At 61.3% G+C, this 16,690-nt stretch carries 18 protein-coding genes and 1 pseudogene; 11 read left to right on the top strand and 8 right to left on the bottom strand.

Annotated elements, in window-relative coordinates:
• Positions 1–115, top strand: a pseudogene (locus AC1DNW_RS32220) (IS5/IS1182 family transposase); the annotation flags it as partial.
• 120 nt (positions 116–235) lie between these two features.
• Here AC1DNW_RS32220 and AC1DNW_RS32215 read toward each other — a convergent pair.
• Entirely contained in the window at positions 236–1,111 is an 876-nt protein-coding gene (locus tag AC1DNW_RS32215; protein WP_477855453.1) for a LysR family transcriptional regulator, read from the bottom strand.
• Positions 1,112–1,204: 93 nt separating this feature from the next.
• Between AC1DNW_RS32215 and AC1DNW_RS32210 the strand changes: the two genes are divergently transcribed.
• The 3 genes from AC1DNW_RS32210 to AC1DNW_RS32200 are packed head-to-tail and all read left to right on the top strand — an operon-like array spanning position 1,205 to position 3,627.
• Complete coding sequence (locus AC1DNW_RS32210) at positions 1,205–1,990, top strand: SDR family oxidoreductase (RefSeq protein WP_162748607.1); 786 nt, start codon at positions 1,205–1,207, stop codon at positions 1,988–1,990.
• A gap of 9 nt (positions 1,991–1,999) precedes the next feature.
• Complete coding sequence (locus AC1DNW_RS32205; protein WP_113311182.1) at positions 2,000–2,704, top strand: ribonuclease activity regulator RraA; 705 nt, start codon at positions 2,000–2,002, stop codon at positions 2,702–2,704.
• On the top strand, positions 2,701–3,627 hold the full coding sequence (locus AC1DNW_RS32200) for a dihydrodipicolinate synthase family protein (protein WP_113311183.1): 927 nt from the start codon (positions 2,701–2,703) through the stop codon (positions 3,625–3,627). Before AC1DNW_RS32205 ends, AC1DNW_RS32200 begins: the two co-directional genes overlap by 4 nt.
• A 111-nt stretch (positions 3,628–3,738) precedes the next feature.
• Here AC1DNW_RS32200 and AC1DNW_RS32195 read toward each other — a convergent pair whose 3' ends face one another.
• The 3 genes from AC1DNW_RS32195 to AC1DNW_RS32185 all read right to left on the bottom strand — a co-directional run bounded on the left by AC1DNW_RS32195 (position 3,739) and on the right by AC1DNW_RS32185 (position 6,967).
• Positions 3,739–4,710 (bottom strand): D-2-hydroxyacid dehydrogenase family protein, encoded by a 972-nt coding sequence (locus AC1DNW_RS32195; RefSeq protein ID WP_477855452.1) that lies wholly within the window; start codon positions 4,708–4,710, stop codon positions 3,739–3,741.
• A 107-nt stretch (positions 4,711–4,817) separates the two neighbouring features.
• Positions 4,818–6,014, bottom strand: a complete 1,197-nt coding sequence (locus AC1DNW_RS32190) for a LysR family transcriptional regulator (RefSeq protein WP_113311184.1) — start codon at positions 6,012–6,014, stop codon at positions 4,818–4,820.
• Between the two features lie 32 nt (positions 6,015–6,046).
• Positions 6,047–6,967: a methylenetetrahydrofolate reductase gene (locus AC1DNW_RS32185; protein ID WP_477855451.1), complete on the bottom strand. Its 921-nt coding sequence runs from the start codon at positions 6,965–6,967 to the stop codon at positions 6,047–6,049.
• Positions 6,968–7,322: 355 nt separating this feature from the next.
• Between AC1DNW_RS32185 and AC1DNW_RS32180 the strand changes: the two genes are divergently transcribed.
• The 6 genes from AC1DNW_RS32180 (at position 7,323) to AC1DNW_RS32155 (ending at position 13,370) form a co-directional block, all read left to right on the top strand.
• On the top strand, positions 7,323–8,792 hold the full coding sequence (locus AC1DNW_RS32180) for an aldehyde dehydrogenase (protein ID WP_477855450.1): 1,470 nt from the start codon (positions 7,323–7,325) through the stop codon (positions 8,790–8,792).
• Between the two features lie 232 nt (positions 8,793–9,024).
• Positions 9,025–9,984 carry a VOC family protein gene (locus tag AC1DNW_RS32175; RefSeq protein WP_477855449.1) on the top strand — a complete coding sequence of 320 codons (960 nt, stop codon included), beginning with the start codon at positions 9,025–9,027 and terminating at the stop codon, positions 9,982–9,984.
• 3 nt (positions 9,985–9,987) lie between these two features.
• On the top strand, positions 9,988–10,716 hold the full coding sequence (locus AC1DNW_RS32170; RefSeq protein WP_113311188.1) for a PIG-L deacetylase family protein: 729 nt from the start codon (positions 9,988–9,990) through the stop codon (positions 10,714–10,716).
• A complete protein-coding gene (locus AC1DNW_RS32165) occupies positions 10,716–11,387 on the top strand; it encodes a 4-carboxy-4-hydroxy-2-oxoadipate aldolase/oxaloacetate decarboxylase (RefSeq protein WP_477855448.1) in 672 nt (223 codons plus the stop codon). Before AC1DNW_RS32170 ends, AC1DNW_RS32165 begins: the two co-directional genes overlap by 1 nt.
• On the top strand, positions 11,380–12,438 hold the full coding sequence (locus AC1DNW_RS32160; protein ID WP_477855447.1) for a 4-oxalomesaconate tautomerase: 1,059 nt from the start codon (positions 11,380–11,382) through the stop codon (positions 12,436–12,438). The genes AC1DNW_RS32165 and AC1DNW_RS32160 overlap by 8 nt, the downstream gene beginning before the upstream one ends.
• A gap of 65 nt (positions 12,439–12,503) precedes the next feature.
• Complete coding sequence (locus tag AC1DNW_RS32155; protein WP_477855446.1) at positions 12,504–13,370, top strand: NAD(P)-dependent oxidoreductase; 867 nt, start codon at positions 12,504–12,506, stop codon at positions 13,368–13,370.
• A 152-nt stretch (positions 13,371–13,522) separates the two neighbouring features.
• Here AC1DNW_RS32155 and AC1DNW_RS32150 read toward each other — a convergent pair whose 3' ends face one another.
• The 4 genes from AC1DNW_RS32150 to AC1DNW_RS32135 are packed head-to-tail and all read right to left on the bottom strand — an operon-like array spanning position 13,523 to position 15,740.
• Complete coding sequence (locus AC1DNW_RS32150) at positions 13,523–13,849, bottom strand: YciI family protein (protein WP_477855445.1); 327 nt, start codon at positions 13,847–13,849, stop codon at positions 13,523–13,525.
• Positions 13,849–14,691 (bottom strand): class III extradiol dioxygenase family protein, encoded by an 843-nt coding sequence (locus AC1DNW_RS32145; protein WP_477855444.1) that lies wholly within the window; start codon positions 14,689–14,691, stop codon positions 13,849–13,851. The genes AC1DNW_RS32150 and AC1DNW_RS32145 overlap by 1 nt, the downstream gene beginning before the upstream one ends.
• Entirely contained in the window at positions 14,684–15,037 is a 354-nt protein-coding gene (locus AC1DNW_RS32140; protein WP_113299883.1) for an extradiol ring-cleavage dioxygenase, read from the bottom strand. Before AC1DNW_RS32140 ends, AC1DNW_RS32145 begins: the two co-directional genes overlap by 8 nt.
• Positions 15,030–15,740, bottom strand: coding sequence for an alpha/beta fold hydrolase (locus tag AC1DNW_RS32135; RefSeq protein WP_477855443.1), 711 nt, complete (start codon positions 15,738–15,740; stop codon positions 15,030–15,032). The genes AC1DNW_RS32140 and AC1DNW_RS32135 overlap by 8 nt, the downstream gene beginning before the upstream one ends.
• A gap of 198 nt (positions 15,741–15,938) precedes the next feature.
• Between AC1DNW_RS32135 and AC1DNW_RS32130 the strand changes: the two genes are divergently transcribed.
• Positions 15,939–16,673 carry a GntR family transcriptional regulator gene (locus AC1DNW_RS32130; RefSeq protein ID WP_477855442.1) on the top strand — a complete coding sequence of 245 codons (735 nt, stop codon included), beginning with the start codon at positions 15,939–15,941 and terminating at the stop codon, positions 16,671–16,673.
• Positions 16,674–16,690 lie beyond the last annotated feature (17 nt).

Genomic DNA, 16,690 nt, shown 5'->3' with positions numbered 1-16,690 from the left:
ACGTGCTTTCTGTCGCCTCAAGGACTGGAGGCGTGTCGCAACTCGATATGACAAGCTCATGCTCAACTTCGCGGCAACTTGCTACATCGCCGMCATCGTCATTTGGTGGGCCTGATTGAGTCTGGAGCCTAAAGCGCGTCGCGATCTTTCAGGTTCGCTTGCCGCGCTTTAGGCTTTTATTTTCGCATKGCGTGATCGCAAAACCGCTGCATACTTTTGCGCGGGACGCTTAGCGCTAGATAGCGGTCTGCGAGCGTTTGAGCGCATCGAGTACGATGCGGGTCAGCCGGCGCGACGGGGAACTGCGTGGCCAAAGCATCCCGACCTCTCGCGGTGGGAAGGGGACGGGCAGTTCGAGGACGGCGATGTTGAGGCCTTCGGGCCAGGGTCTTGCCCAGTCCGGCACGAGCGAGATGCCAAGCCCATTGGCGACCATGACCGAGATCGCTTCGAGGGAATCGAGTTCCAGACGCTCGGCGGGTTTCAAGCCTTGTTTCTGAAGATATTCGTCGGCAAGACGTCCGCCCCAGTTGTTTCGGTCGTAGCGGATGAAGGGCCGTGTCTTCAGGAGTTGGTGCGGGTTCTCGCCCCGGCAATCGGCGGGGGCCACAAGAACCAGACGTTCAGCCCGCAGAAGCTCCCATTCCAATGTTTTCGGTATCGAAAAAGGTGGCTTTACGAGGATCGCCGCGTCGATATCCCTGTCCATCAGCCGCTGATAGAGATCAGTGGAGGGTCCGGGTAGCAGAAAGACCTCGACATGCGGCATGCTGGCGAAGACCTCATGGAGAGCCGCTGGCAGCAGCCCGGTCAGCGCAGTGGTGATGGCACCAAGGCGAAGCTCCCCGKAGGGCAGGTCGGCATTGGCKAGGCTGCGCAGATCGCGGACCTCGGCAAGGATCGTACGGCTCTTTTCGATGATGGCGTGGCCGGTGTCGGTCGGGCGGACGCGGCGTCCGACACGGGTCAACAACGGCACACCGACATCGTCTTCCAACGCCTGCATGCGCTGGGCGACCGCGGCAGGCGTAATGCCGAGGCGGCGGGAGGCTTCGGCCAGTGATCCAAGCTCGGCAACGAGCAGGAATGTGTCGAGAAAGCGCGTTTCCATAAGAATAGATTTTCTATCTTCTGAAACCAGGGAAAGCGAGATTTTTCTTCTTGTCGCGATCGCCATAATGCCGGCGAAACCGGAGTATCTGCCTTGGATATGCGATTGGACGGAAAGACCGCGCTGGTGTTCGGCGCGGGTGGTGGACTGGGTGGTGCAATTGCCCGCTCGCTGGTTTCGGAGGGCGTTCGCGTCGCCGTAGCCGATATCGATGACGCCGCCGCTGCAAAGACGGCGGAGGGTATTGTGTCTGCGGGAGGAAAGGCGCTGGCGATCAGCTGGAACATCGCCGATCTCTCCGTCATCGAGGCGAGGCTGGCTGTGATTGCGGAGACTTTCGGACCCGTCGATATTCTCGTCAACAATACGGGTGGGCCACCGCCGACACTGGCCTCCGGTCAGTCGGCGGAGACCTGGTCGAAATATTTCGACATGATGGTGCGTTCGGTGATTGCCGTGACGGACGCCGTGTTGCCCGGCATGAAAGAACGCGGCTGGGGTCGGATCATCACCTCCACGTCGTCAGGCGTCGTGGCGCCGATCGCCAATCTCGGCATTTCCAACAGCCTTCGCCTGGCGCTGGTCGGCTGGTCGAAGACACTTGCACGCGAGATCGGCCGCGATGGGATTACCGCCAATATCGTGCTGCCGGGGCGCATCGCGACCGGCCGCATTACTTTCCTCGACGAGCAGAAGGCGAAGCGCGAAAACCGGCCGGTGGAAGAGGTGACGGCGGAGAGCACAGCCGCCATTCCCGTCGGGCGTTACGGCCGTCCGGAGGAATATGGAGACACGGTTGCTTTTCTCGCCAGCCCGCGCGCATCCTATATTACCGGCTCCGTCATCCGTATCGACGGCGGCCTCATCCAGAGCATATGAGGTGCATCCATGTCTCTCGATTCAGTGGTTATCGAAACCCTGAAGGGCGTTTCCACGGCGACTCTGACAACCGTGCTTCTTAAAAAGGGGCTCAGGAATGTCTGGATGCGCGGCACAAAGCCGCTGAGGCCGGGCCAGGAGCGGGTGGTCGGCCCAGCCTTCACGCTGCGTTTCGTACCGGCGCGTGAGGATCTGGCAACGCCCGAAAGCTGGGCTTCGCCGATCTCCACGCGGGCGGCGATCGAGGATATGCCGGAAGGATGCATCGCCGTGGTCGATGCCATGGGCGTGCAGGATGCCGGCATCTTCGGCGATATCCTCTGTGCCCGGATGATGAAGCGCAAGGTCGCGGCCCTGGTCAGCGATGGTGTGGTGCGCGATCTGGAAGGCGTGCTCGGAAGCGGCCTGCCTGTGTGGTGCGACGGCATGGCGGCTCCGCCTTCCGTCGCCGGGCTGACATTCGTCGGCTGGCAGCAGCCGATCGCCTGCGGCGGCGTTGCGGTTTTCCCCGGCGATATCGTCGTTGCCGACAAGGATGGCGCAGTGCTCATCCCGGCGGCCCTGCTGGATGCGGTGCTTGCCGAAGCGCCGGAGCAGGAGCGCATGGAAGGCTGGATCATGACCGAAATCGACCGGGGCGTGCCGCTTCCCGGTCTCTATCCCATGAATGCGGAAACAAAGGCGCGCTATCAGGCGTGGAAGGATGCACAATGAGCTTCGGAATTGACGCAAAAGGCGTCTATGCGATCGCAACCACGCCGTTCCTGCCGGACGGCACAATCGATGCGCCGTCGATCGATCGGCTGACCGACTTCTATCAGGATAGTGGCGTCACCGGCATGACGATCCTYGGCATCATGGGCGAGGCACCCAAGCTGGAGCCTGCGGAATCGCGGGCAATCATTCGCCAGGTGGTCGGCCGTTCCAGAGTGCCGGTCATTGTCGGTGTCTCCGCACCCGGCCTTGCGGCGATGCGTTCGCTTGCTCGCGATGCGATGGATATGGGGGCTGCCGGCGTGATGATTGCTCCGACGCCGGCGCTTCGCACCGACGAGCAGATCGTCCAGTATTTCGCGCAGGCCGTCGAAGCCGTCGGCACAGACGTTCCTTGGGTGCTGCAGGATTATCCGCTGACGCTGACGGTCGTCATGTCGGCCGGCGTCATTGCCAAGATCATCTCCGATCACCCTTCATGTCTTATGCTCAAGCACGAGGACTGGCCAGGATTGGAGAAGATCTCGAAGCTGCGCGCCATGCAGAAGGCCGGCGAGCTTCGTCCCTTCTCGATCCTCTGCGGCAATGGCGGTATGTTCCTTGATTTCGAGCCGGAGCGCGGCGCAGACGGCGCCATGACCGGCTATGGCTTCCCGGACATGCTGGCCGAACTGGTCGGCCTCTTTGCCGCCGGCAAGCGTGACGAGGCACATGATCTCTTTGACGCGCATCTGCCGCTGATCCGTTATGAGCAGCAGCTCGGCATCGGTCTTGCCGTCCGCAAGCATGTTCTCATGCGTCGAGGCGTCATCACCTCGGATGCGCAGCGCAAGCCCGGAGGCGCGCTCAGCGCCACGGCGCGCGCCGAGGTCGACTATCTGCTGCGGCGTCTTGCGCGGCATGATCCGCGTGCACCCGTCTGACCAACATGGCTCTCTGCGGCAAAGCGGGGAGCCTCCGAGTTCAAAAAGTGCCGTCGCCGGCTCGACGGCGGCGCTCGCCTGCGAGGCGATGTGTAAGCAGTCGTTCCTGCTCTACCTCGGAGCATTAAGAACCCGGACCGGTTTTCCGTCGATGCAGGCGGCAATATCCTCGAGGGCATCGCGGTAGAAGATGCGATAGGTTTCCTCCGTCACGTAGCCAAGATGCGGGGTTGCCACGACATTGGCGAGCCGCCGAAAGGCATGGTTTGCGGGCAKAGGTTCTTGATCGAACACGTCAAGGCCGGCGCCGCCGAGGTGGCCACTTTCCAGAGCCTCGATCAGCGCCTGCTCATCGACGAGCGGTCCACGGGAGGTGTTGAGAAGAATGGCGTCACGCTTCAGGCGGCCGAGTTCGCGCTTGCCGATAATGCCTTTGGTTTCCGCATTCAGGGTGAGATGCAGCGTGACGATATCGGCGGCAGGCAGCAGCTCTTCGACCGAAGCGGCATAGCCGATCCCGAGTTCGGCGCTCTTCTCCGGCGTATTGGAGCGCGACCAGCCGATGACGTTCATGCCGAAGGCGCGGCCATAGGTAGCGACCTGCTGGCCGAGCTTGCCAAGGCCGACGACGCCGAGCGTCAGTCCCCGAAGGTCGCGTCCGACGGAGATCTGCCACGGATCTTGCGCTGCGCGGAAATTGGCGACTTCCGAGGGGATATGGCGAACCATCGCCATMAGCAGCGCCCAGGTGAGTTCGGCGGCCGAGCCGACGAAACCGCGCGTGCCGGCAACCGTGATGCCGAGGCGGGCAGCAGCAGTCATGTCGATCGAGGCATTGGCCATGCCGGTCGTGATCAGCAGTTTCAGCTTCGGCAGCCGTCCGAGGCGTTCGGCGTCGAAGACTGTGCGTTCCCGCATGGCGATGATAATGTCGTAATCCGCCAGCCGGGCGATGAGCGCATCCGTGTCGGCGATATGGTCGTCGAAACGATCGATGGCGATTTTCGCCTCGATGCCACTCCAGTCGGCCATGGACAGCGCCACGTGCTGGTAATCATCGAGAATGGCGCAGCGTAAAGGCATTGGAAGAACTCCATGGAAGTATCGATGTTTGCCGCCCCCGGCGAAAGAACCATTATCGCATATTCCGAGGCGATGGTGGCTGCTCGCGCAATCGTGAGACAGAACGGCTAGTTCAGTCCTGCCGAATGTTCCCGCAGCAAACCCAGAAATTCCGCCTGAAGGGCGGTCGGCAGCCAGTGGCGGCGCAGGGTGATGCCGACGGGGCGGCGGGAACCCGGGAGCGGATAATCCATCGCTGCGAGGAAACCTGCTTCCAGCTCATAGCGGATCTGATGACGGGAGAGCAGGGCAAGGTGATCGGACCTCAGGAGCACGCCCCTGATCGCGTTGAGCGAGCCGGTCTCCACGCTCTGGCGGGCTGGTTTGTCCGCCGGAAAGGTCGCGGCCATGGTGTTGAACGTCTCGCGCGACGGCGTATCGCGGCGGGCAACGACCCAGGGATAGTCCGAGAGATCGTCCGGGGTGATTTCTCGACGTTGCTTCAGCGGATGGTCGGCGCGTCCGACGATGCTGAGTTCGAAATCGAACAGCGGTTCCTGATGCAAGGTTTTCGAAACAAGGCTCCTGCGCAGCGCGCCGACGAGAATATCGATGCGCCCGCGCTCGAGATCGTCGATCAGTACCTCATAGCTGCCCTCCACGATTTCGAAGCGTGCGAGCGGATGGCGATTGGCGAGAAGGGCGATCACATCGGGCACAAGGAAGGTGCGGGTCAGCGGCAGAGTGCCGATGGAAATTCGGCCGGCATAGTGGTTGCGGGCCTCCAGGAGTTCGTCGCGCAGACTGTCGAATTCTGCGAGCGTCAGACTGAACCAACGGGCTGCGGAGAGTCCTGCGGCCGTCAGCCGGACATTGCGGCCGGAGTTTTCAAAGAGGGGAATGCCCATAACGGCTTCGGCCTCGCGGGCGGCGCGCTGCACGGCCGGTTCGGATTGATCCAGCATGCGGGCCACTGCACTGAAGCTGCCATGTTCGGCAAAACCCGTGATGGCGCGCAGGTGGGGCCATGCCAGACGGGTTTCGACGATGCCGATCGCTGCTTTTGCGACCTGAGTACAGGCCTGACGGATGAGATCGCAGAGGCGGCGGAACCGCTGCAAGGCGATCTTGCCTTCCACTGTCAATGCCATGCCGTCGCGTTCGACGAGGGCGACGTCCAGAAGCTGTTCCAATCGCCGCAAGGCCTGGGATGCGGCGGGTTGGGTGATGCCGAGCATGGCCGCGGCCGACGTCAGCGAACCGGTTTCGGCGCAGGCAATGAACAGCCTGATATGTCTGATATTCGGAAGGGTGGGCGTCGGCATGGTTCTCCCTGAAGGCCCGCAGCCGGACCATCTCAGGGTAGCGCGACAGGTGTTGCGAAGGAACGGTGTTTGTTCATCCAATTGGTGGCCACCTGGATGCCGCCGAGCGGGAAGATGTGCAGCTGACTGATGAGGCTTTCCGGCTTTCTTGCCTTGTAATCGGCAAAGGCCGCGACGAGGTCGGTTGGCTCATAGGGTAAGAGCAGCTTGCTCATGTCCATGGCGCGTTTCTGCAGTACCTCCATCGAGGGGCCGATGCCGCAGGAAATGGCGTATTTGATCAGCGTCTGCAATTTGGCAGGGCCGGCAATGCCGACATGGATGGGCATGGTGACGCCGGCTGCCTGGATGCGCTCCGCCCAGTCGATGATGGGCTGCGGGTCGAAGGCGAACTGGGTGGCTATGGCAAGCTTCGCATCGGTTCGCGAGGCGAGATCCTGCTTCCAGCGCAGTGCCCGATCGGCCAGGGCGGTTGATCCGTCCGGATCGACATCACGGCTGCCTTCCGGATGACCGGCAAAATGCAGATGCGTGTAGCCGTGGTGGTCGAAAAGCCCGGTCTCGATCAACTGCATGGAACTGTGAAAATCGCCTGCAGGCGCGGCCCTGCCGCCGCCGAGCAGGAGAGCCTGACGGACATCGGCTTCGCCGCGATAGCGTTCCAGCCAGTCCGCCAATGTGCTGATATCAGGAATACTGCGGGCCGGGAGATGCGGCATGACCGGAAATCCCTGTCCGTTTAGCCGCCTTGCCGTCGCTACCATATCCTCGATCGGGGTGCCGTCGAGGTGAGCGATATAGACGCGGGTCCCGGTCGGCAGGAGGGCGCGAAAGTCATCGATCTTGGCGGCCGTGCGCGGCATCACCTCGATCGACCAAGCCTCGATCATGTCTGCGAATTCCGGCTCCGAAGTGCGTTCCCTCGACTTGCCGGTGAAATTCAACAAAGCCATTCCAGCGCTCCCTTCGGTACTCCTTCATGCCTTCGAAATGTATACATCGATATATCTATTTCAATCAAGATGAGTCAATTTCGTGTGAAAAATGCAAAAATCTGCAAATTTTCCGATTTTATAGTATGCATTTTTATCGAGAAGAATGGCTTTCCGCTCGAAAGCAACTTGCGCGCTAAAGTCTCCTCTGGCACTCTGCTTTCCCGGAGGAGGTGCAGGTTTCGTGGAGGGAACCGGCACTGCGGCAATGACATGACATCGGCCGGGTTTTGCCCGGCATCCGGTGCCGAGGCACCTGAAATTGCCGGATCTGTTAAGCCTAGCAAACCGTCACCATATCTGAGGAGGAGCAGCAATGAATGTCATGACCGCGCCAAAGTCTGTGTTGCGTGCGCCGGAGAAATTCTTCATCGGCGGCGAATGGGTGAGCCCGCTTTCGGACCGGATGCTCGATGTAATTTCGCCGGTCACCGAAGAGCTGATAATGCAATATCCGGAGGCCTCGATCGAGGATATGGATGCGGCCGTGGCCGCTGCCCGTGACGCCTTTGACAACGGCCCGTGGCCGCGGCTTTCACCGCGGGAGCGCGCCGAGTATCTGCGCAAGATCGCCGCAAATATTTCTGAGCGACTTGATGATATCGCCGAAGCCTGGACTCTGCAGGTCGGCGCGCCGATCATGCTGACGAAGAAGCTGGTGCCGCAGAATGCGACGCTCTTCAATTATTATGCCGATCTGATCGATGGCAATTCCTACAGTTTCGTCGACGAGCGTACGCGCGCAGATGGCGGCAAGGTGCGGGTCGTCAGGGAGCCTGTGGGCGTTTGCGCAGCGGTCACTCCCTGGAATGCACCGATGGTGCTCCTGAGCTACAAGATCGCAGCCGGTCTTGCGGCAGGCTGCACCTTCGTTTCCAAGCCTTCGCCGGAAACGCCGCTGGAAGCCTATATCCTTGCCGAATGCATCGAGGCGGCGGGCCTGCCGAAAGGTGTTTTCAATCTCGTTCCGGCAGGGCGCAAAGCGGGTGATTATCTGATCCGCCACAAGGGCATCGACAAGGTCGCCTTCAYCGGCTCGACCGCAGCGGGCAAACACATCGCCGCGGCCTGCGCCGAGCGTCTCGCTCGCGTCAGCCTGGAACTTGGCGGCAAGTCCGCAGCGCTTCTTCTCGACGATGCGGATTTCAAGCAAGCGCTGCCAAGCCTGATGATCTACACCATGCCGATCACCGGCCAGGTCTGCTTTTCGCTGACGCGCATCCTCGTGCCGGAGACCCGCAAGCAGGAATTCCTCGATCTTTTCCTCGGCGCCGTCTCCAATATCAAGGTCGGAGACCCTTCCGACCCCACTGTGCATATGGGACCGCTTGCCATGGGTCGTCAGCTCGAGCGTGTGAAAACCTATATCGATGCCGGCATCAAGGGCGGCGCGACACTTGCCTGTGGCGGTGGACGGCCGGCGGGGTTGGAGAAGGGCTTTTATGTCGAGCCGACCGTCTTTACGGATGTGACGCCAGACATGAAGATCGCGCAGGAAGAAATTTTCGGACCGGTCGTTTCCGTCATCACCTATAGCGATGAGGAGGATGCGATCCGCAAGGCAAATGATAGTGCCTATGGTCTCAACGGTGCGATCTACAGCGCCGATCCGGAACGCGCCTATCGCGTCGCGCGGCGGATCCGATCCGGTGGTCTGACGATCAACGGCAATATCGTCGATCCGACCATGCCTTTCGGCGGTGTCAAGGAATCCGGGCAAGGGCGCGAGGGCGGCATCGAAGGTCTCGACAATTATATCGAGCTGAAGACCATCCACTTCGCCTAGTTATTGGCGGCGTGACGGCCGCCGGACAGGGGCTCTGGAGGCCGTGTGTTCAGCTTGGTTCCGAGCCGGTCTGTAACCTCAGCTTATGACCCGTCAGCAGAACGAAATTGCCTGCTGCTGCCAACCTTCCTAGTATGTTCAATGGCAGGCGGACGTGGAGGAGTACGCCTGCCAGGAGGATCATCATGAGATTTTCGAAAGCCGGTGAGGCTATCGCCCGGGATGTTGCAGCATGACCGAGCCCTGCTTTGACGTCGCCCATCTCGGGCATGTGGAACTCTACAGCGATCGTTTCGAGGAGAGTCTGGACTTCTTCACGCGGGTCTATGGGCTCACACCCAGCCTGATCGAAGATGGCGTCGCCTATCTGCGCGCCTTCGACGATTATGAATTCCATACGCTGAAGCTGGTTCGCCATCACACGACCGGCGTCGGCCATGTCGGCTACCGCACTTCGTCTMCAGAAGCCTTGGAGCGGCGGGTGAAGGTGATCGAGGAGATGGGCTGTGGCCTCGGCTGGGTGGACGGCGATGCGGGACATGGCCGCGCCTATCGCTTCACCGATCCGGACGGTCATATTTTCGAGTTCTATTACGACAMGCATGTCTATGAGGCGCCCGAAGGTGAGCGTCCAGCGCTGAAGAATATCGCCCAGCGCTATCACGGGCGCGGCGCCAGTCCGCGCCGGCTCGACCACCTGAACCTGCTCGCAAGCGATATCAGGGCAATCCGCGACTTCATGACGAAAGCGTTTGGCAGCCGKGTGACGGAGCAAATCCAGCTCGACAATGGCCGGCTTGGAGGCTGCTGGTTCACGGTCAACAACAAGACCTATGACATCGCCTATTCCGAGGATCATACCGGTGCGAAGGGCCGCTTCCATYACGTGACCTATGCCGTCGACCAGCGCGAGGACATTCTGCGCKCGGCCGATATCTTTCTGGAGAATGGCGTCCATATCGAAACCGGACCGCACAAGCATGCGATCCAGGGCACCTTCTTCCTCTACGTCTGGGAGCCGGCGGGAAACCGTGTCGAACTCGCCAATGCCGGTGCTCGGCTGATCCTCAGGCCCGATTGGCCGACCGTGACCTGGACGGAGACGGAGCGCAAGAAAGGCCAGGCCTGGGGCCTGAAAACGATCGAGACATTTCACACGCATGGCACGCCCCCCGTGGCAAGGAAGGACTAGTTCATGGCAAAAACGGCCTTGGTCATCAGCGCGCATTCGGCGGATTTCGTCTGGCGCTGCGCCGGTGCGATCGCGCTGCATCAGGAAAAGGGCTACGAGGTGACGGTCGTGTGCCTCTCCTACGGCGAGCGTGGCGAGAGCGCCAAGCTCTGGAAGAATGCCGGGATGACCCTGGAAAAGGTGAAGGCAGGGCGGCGTATCGAAGCAGAAAATGCCGCCAAGGCGCTTGGCGTACACGACATCCAGTTCTTCGATCTCGGCGACTATCCGCTGGTCGTCGATCAGGAGGCAAAGTTCCGGCTGGTCGATGTGATCCGCGCCGTGCAGCCGGAGTTCATGCTCAGCCACTCCAAATGGGATCCCTACAATACCGACCACATGTATGCGACGCAGGTGGCGCTCGAGGCGCGCATGATCGCGCAGGCCTGGGGGCATAATCCCGGCGAGAAGGTCCTAGGCGCGCCGCAGCTCTATCTCTTCGAGCCGCATCAGACCGAGCAGATGGAATGGAAGCCCGACGTCTTCCTCGATATTTCACCGGTATGGGAGAAGAAATGGGCGGCGATCCAGTGCATGGAGGGGCAGGAGCATCTCTGGCACTATTACAAGAATGTCGCCGAGAACCGCGGCAATCACTTCATGCGGAATTCCGGCGGGCAGTCGGGTGGGCGCAAGGCAACGCATGCTGAGGGCTTCCAGTCGGTGTTCCCGCGAACGGTGGATGAACTCTGATGGGCGTCGTCGTTCAGAACATCCGGAGAGCGGAGCAGTCTGTCATCGATCGTCTCGCCGCCTGCGGAGTAGCGACCGTGCATGAGGCGCAGGGCCGCAAGGGCCTGCTCGCAAGTTACATGCGACCGATCTATCCGGGCGCGAGGATTGCGGCGAGCACGGTGACTATTTCCGCCCCTMCGGGCGACAACTGGATGCTCCATGTGGCTATCGAGCAGATCAGAGCGGGTGATATCCTGCTGCTTGCGCCAACCAGTCCTTGCGAAGACGGTTATTTCGGCGATCTTCTGGCGACGTCTGCCATGGCACGTGGCTGCCGTGGGCTGGTGATCGATGCCGGCGTACGCGATGTTGCCGATCTCAAGACGATGAACTTTCCCGTTTGGTCGAAGGCGATCTCTGCACAGGGGACGGTCAAGGAGACGCTAGGCTCGGTCAATATTCCCGTCGTCTGCGCCGGTGCACTGGTCAATCCAGGTGACGTGATCGTTGCCGACGATGATGGCGTCTGCGTCGTGCGGCAGGAGGAKGCTGCTGACGTTGCYGGCAAGGCCGAGCAGCGGGTCGCGGCGGAAGAGGAGAAGCGCCGGCGGCTTGCCGCAGGTGAGCTCGGGCTTGATATCTACAAGATGCGCGAACGGCTGGCGGAGAAGGGGCTGAAATATGTCTAGGGCCGCCGCGCAAGACGGCGTTCGCTGCATGTGGATGCGCGGCGGCACCTCCAAGGGCGGTTATTTMCTGGCTGAGGATCTGCTCGAGGATCGCGACGGATTTCTGCTGCGCGTGATGGGCTCGCCCGATCCGCGACAGATCGACGGCATGGGCGGCGGCGATCCGCTGACCTCGAAGATCGCCGTCGTCAAGCGGTCCGAGCGGCCCAGCGTCGATATCGACTATCTCTTCCTGCAGGTCTTTGTTGATGAGCCCATTGTCACCGATGCGCAGAACTGCGGAAACATCCTTGCCGGTGTCGGGCCCTTCGCCATCGAGCGCGGCCTGATCGAGGCCGAGGACGGGCAGACGGAAGTGCGTATCTTCATGGAAAATACCGGGCAGATCGCCACCGCGAAGATTGCCACGCCGGATCGGCGGGTGACCTACGCGGGGGAGGCCCGCATCGACGGTGTGCCGGGCACAGCGGCGGCGGTGCCGGTCACCTTTGCCGATACGGCAGGTTCAAGCTGTGGAGCCCTGCTGCCGACCGGCCATGCCGTCGATATCATCGAGGGTATCGAATGCACGCTTATCGACAATGGCATGCCCTGCGTCGTCATGCTGGCGAGCGATCTCGGCATCGAGGGAACGGAGACGCCTGACGCGCTCGAATCCAATGGAGAACTCAAAGCGAAACTGGAGGCGATCCGGCTGAAGGCCGGACCGATGATGAATCTCGGTGATGTCGCGAAGAAATCGGTGCCGAAGATGACCATGGTTTCGCCGGCCAGAGCTGGTGGCGCGATCTCGACGCGGACCTTCATTCCGCATCGCTGCCATGATGCGATCGGTGTGCTCGGCGCCGTCAGCGTGGCGACGGCCTGCCTGCTGCAGGAAGGGGCTGCGGCGAAACTGGCTGTCGTGCCTGACGGCAACGAGAAGCTGCTCTCGGTCGAGCATCCGACCGGGGAGATGAGTGTGATCGCGACCGTCAGGGACGGTGTCGTGACCGATGCTGCGGTGCTGCGGACCGCCCGTAAGCTTTTCGACGGATATGTCTTTGCGTGAATGCTGCAGCACTTTGTTGCTGATCAACAAGGACAAGCCGGCGTATCCGCAAACAGGAGGCTGAGATGAGGATCGGGTTTCTAGGTTACGGCGAAGCGGCGAGGGCTTTTCACGAGGGGTTGAGCCGGCCGGGCCTGAGCTTCATTGCCTATGATATCCTGCTTGCCTCTGATGGTGAGGCCGTGCGCGAAGCGATGCGGACCCGCGGTGCCGATATTTCCGAGACCATTGCGGGGCTCTCGGACGCGGACTGGGTGTTCAGCGCCGTGACTGCCGACCAGAGCCTGCTTGCGGTCGAACCATTGCTGCCGTATCTGCGTCAGGGGCAGGTGGTGATCGATATCAATTCCGTGTCTCCCGGCCAAAAGCGGGAGACAGCTCTCGCTGTAGAGGCGGCGGGCGGCGATTATCTCGACATGGCGGTCATGGCGCCGGTTCACCCGCGCAAGCACCAGACGCCCGTACTGCTCGCCGGTGCTCCGGCTGAGCGGCTGTTGCCTGAGCTTCTGGGTTTCGGCTTTTCGGCAGAGATTGCGGGGCCGGCAGCCGGTGCTGCGACAGCGATCAAGATGGTGCGTTCGCTATTTGTGAAAGGGCTGGAGGCGATTACCGTCGAGGCCTTGCTCGCAGCAAAGGCATCCGGTTGCTACGAAGAGATCCTTTCGTCGCTTTCAGGGTCTTTTCCTGGTCTCAGCTGGCCGCAATTTGCCGAATACCAGATGGAGCGCACGACGCGGCACGGGCGGCGRCGAGCGGCGGAGATGCGCGAAAGTGCTGCGACGCTCTATGCGCTTGGGCTTCGCGGCGGATTGGCGATGGAGATTGCCGAGGTGCAGGAGCGCACGGGTGCTTGCGGCCTCGGCCCGACTGACGGGCTGGAAGAAACTGTCGGACGTGTGCTGGAATTGCGGTTGAGGCCTCAGAAAGGATGAGCACCCGAGGTCGGGACTGTAGGGCCGGATGAGGGGGCCATAGCTCACAAGCGACCGTCCCTCTCGGTCCGATCGTTCCCTCTCTTGTTTTGCCAGCCCCCTCATCTGCCCCTCTCCGGGGCACCCCTCCCGCTCGTGGCGGAACTAAAACTCTATGTCCTCGGTGTCATCGGATCACTGATGCGTCCGGCCTGGAATGTCGCAGGCAATGGCGTGAGTTCGATCTTTGCCACAATGCCTGCCCTGTTGAAAGGGTCGCCCTGTGCAAAGGCTGTTGCTTCGGCGATACCAGCCGTTTCCAATATGCCGAAATTACCGATCGAGGTCCCGCCATCATTGAGCAGGGCAGAGCCGATCAGCACCTTAGCAAGGCCTTCACCACCAGATTGCACCCAGGCGCGATGGGCCGGGCGGTGCAGGTCGCGGGCGCTATCCTGCCCGGAATGGTGCAAGCAGCGCATGAGGAAGAAGGCGGGCATCAGGCGGCGTTTTCCAGAACGACCATACCGGCACCAGTCATGGAGGCCGGGGCATGATAGTGCTTGTGGATGAGGTTTACCTGCTCATTCATGGCGGCACKCATGACCAGCCACATGATGAGCTCTGCGCCTTCAGAACCGAACTGCTCGACATAATCCTCGCGGCTCATGGCGCGATAAGGTTCCGGATTGGCAGCAATGCCGTCCAGCCAGGCGCGATCGGCCGTCTGGTTGATGAAGCCGGCGCGGGCGCCTTGAAGCTGATGCGACAGGCCGCCGGTGCCGAGGATGACGACGCGTTCGTCGCCCGGCCAGCTTTCGATCGCCTCGCGCAGCACCTTGCCCATCTCCCAGCAGCGCTGCGGTGTGGGTATTGGATACTGGATCGTGTTGACCCAGATCGGCAGAACCTTGACCGGCCAGCGCTCCGGCCGGCCGAAGAAGAGTTCCATCGGCACCTGCAGTCCGTGATCGACCTCGATCTCGCGGCAGACCAGCGGATCGAAGTGGCGCTCGACCAGCTTGTCTACGAAGTGCCAGGAGAAATCGACGGCACCTTCGAAGGCTGGAATAGGCCGCGGTCCCCAGCCTTCATCGACTGGGTGATAGGTTTCTGCGACACCGACGGCGAAGGTCGGCACGCGGTCGAGGAAGAAGGTATTGCCGTGATCGTTGAAGATGACGACGGCGATATCGGGCCGCGCCTCGCGCATCCACTGCTTACCGACTTCGTAGCCGTCGAAGAAAGGCTTCCAGTCCGGCGTGTCACGCAGGCCCTTGTCGAGTGCTGCGCCGATCGAGGGGACGTGGCTCGTTCCTAAGCCGCCGATGATTTTAGCCATGTCTCTTCTTCCCCAGTCTTTCGTAGAGAAAATCCTCATGCGACATGCCGGCCTGTGCCGCGCCAATCTGAGTGATCGGCGTCGGGTCGACAGCGGCAATCTTCAGGATGAAGAACAGGTTGCCGCCKAGGCGCACCATCTCGTGCCAGTCGCGGCTTTTGACGGCGGACTTCTCCTCATCGTTCAGGCCGAAGCGGGCGAGGTAGACATCCTCGTCGGCCTTGAAGGCGTCGCGGTTGACCGCTTGGCCTAGTGCCATTGCCATCTTGTTGAGCCGGTAGCCGCGGATCGAGCCGGCTCGGTCGAAGAGTGGTGTGTCAGGAATGGTCGCTGTCTTCTCAGGCATCAAATCCTCCAAATCGACGTGTCAGCCAGCCGATGATTACATCAGTGACTTCGGCAGGCCGCTCCACGGGGGCGAAGTGGTCGGCGTCTTCGATGATGACGAGTTCAGTATCGGGTGCGGCATCGGCGATTTCCTGATGCTGGACGATCGGGCTCCAGCTATCGTGGCGCGCGGCAACGAGCAGGATGGGGCAGCCGAGTTCGGCCATATAGGCGGTAGCGTTCGGCCTGTTGATCAGCGCGCGGATCTGCCGCTCATGCATATCGGGGCCGGCCCGCAGAGCCATAGCGCGCAGGCTGGCGATCACTTCCGCATCTGTTAGCCGKGCAGGGTCGACCATGGGCGGCAACCATTCGTCTGCCAGCTCCTGCATGCTGCGATGGCCGAGATCGATCATCTGCTGGCGCCTGATTTCCTCGCCTTCACGTTTCGGGTGATGGCCGGTATTGGCGAGCACCAGCCCGCGGACACGATCCGGTGCGATGCGGGCCATTTCCATGGCGACGCGGCCGCCCATGGAATGGCCGACCGCGATCAAATCGCCTTCTGTGGCGGCGAGAATGCTTTCCGCCATGTCAGGTATCGAGGAGGTGCGGGACACGTCTGCCGCGTGCACGGACATGCGGTGCGCGACAGCATCGGCCAGCGGTGCCCAAACAATGCTGTCGGACACCAGCCCTGGAATGAGCGCGAGCGTTGCCATCAGTTTTCGTCCCGCAAACCAGACATCATAAATGTATACATTATGTCAAGTGATCGGCGCATATACCTACACCAATGGCCAATTCCGCCGGACGAGAATTTTCTCGTGCATACAAAACTGTGATACAGAGATGGTTCGGGGTGGGGTTTTGTATGCGTTCGCGCTGTTATATACATTTAGCCGGGATTGGAGGCGCCGATGAAGCAAAGTGAAGCCGCAACGCATGGCCGTCGCGCCGTTATCGAATTGCGGGAAAAGATTCTGAGCGGCGAKCTACAGGGCGGTACGCGGCTGTTCGAAGTGCCGTTGGCCGAGGCGCTGGATATTTCCCGCACACCGGTGCGTGAGGCGATGTCGCGGCTGACGGAGGAGGGGCTTCTGGATCGCCTTCCGAACGGCGGCTTCGTGGTTCGTCGTTTCGGCTTTGCCGACGTGGTCGATTCCATCGAGGTGCGCGGCGTCATGGAAGGCATGGCGGCCCGGCTTGCTGCAGAGCGCGGTGCTGCGCCCGAAGCGCTCGATGAGATCAAGCAGACGGTTATCAAGCTTGATGCCTGTTTCGGAGAGCGCCTCGACGATGTCGATTTCGACGCTTACTCTGACCTGAACGAGAAGTTCCACCACCAGCTTGCAGCACTTGCCGGCAGCGAGATCATTCGGCGTGAGGTAGAGCGGGCGAGTTCGCTGCCCTTTGCTTCACCGTCCGCCTTCCTGCCCGACAAGGCGGATATTGCCGCCTTCCGTCGTTCGCTCCGCTCCGCGCAGGAGCAGCACAGGGAACTCGTGAGCGCGATCGAAGCGCGCGAAGGCAGCCGCGCGGACGCGATCGCCAGGGAGCATGCCCGCACGGCGCGGCGCAATCTTGAATACATTCTGGCGGAAGACCCTGATCTGATCGAGCAGATCAGGGGACTTGCACTGATTCACCGGTAATTTCCGGCAAATCGGCA

It is taken from the genome of Rhizobium sp. 05L429, assembly GCF_056397645.1.
The sequence above is the reverse complement of the archived record's forward strand: the minus strand, read 5'-3'. Positions and strand labels throughout refer to the sequence as shown.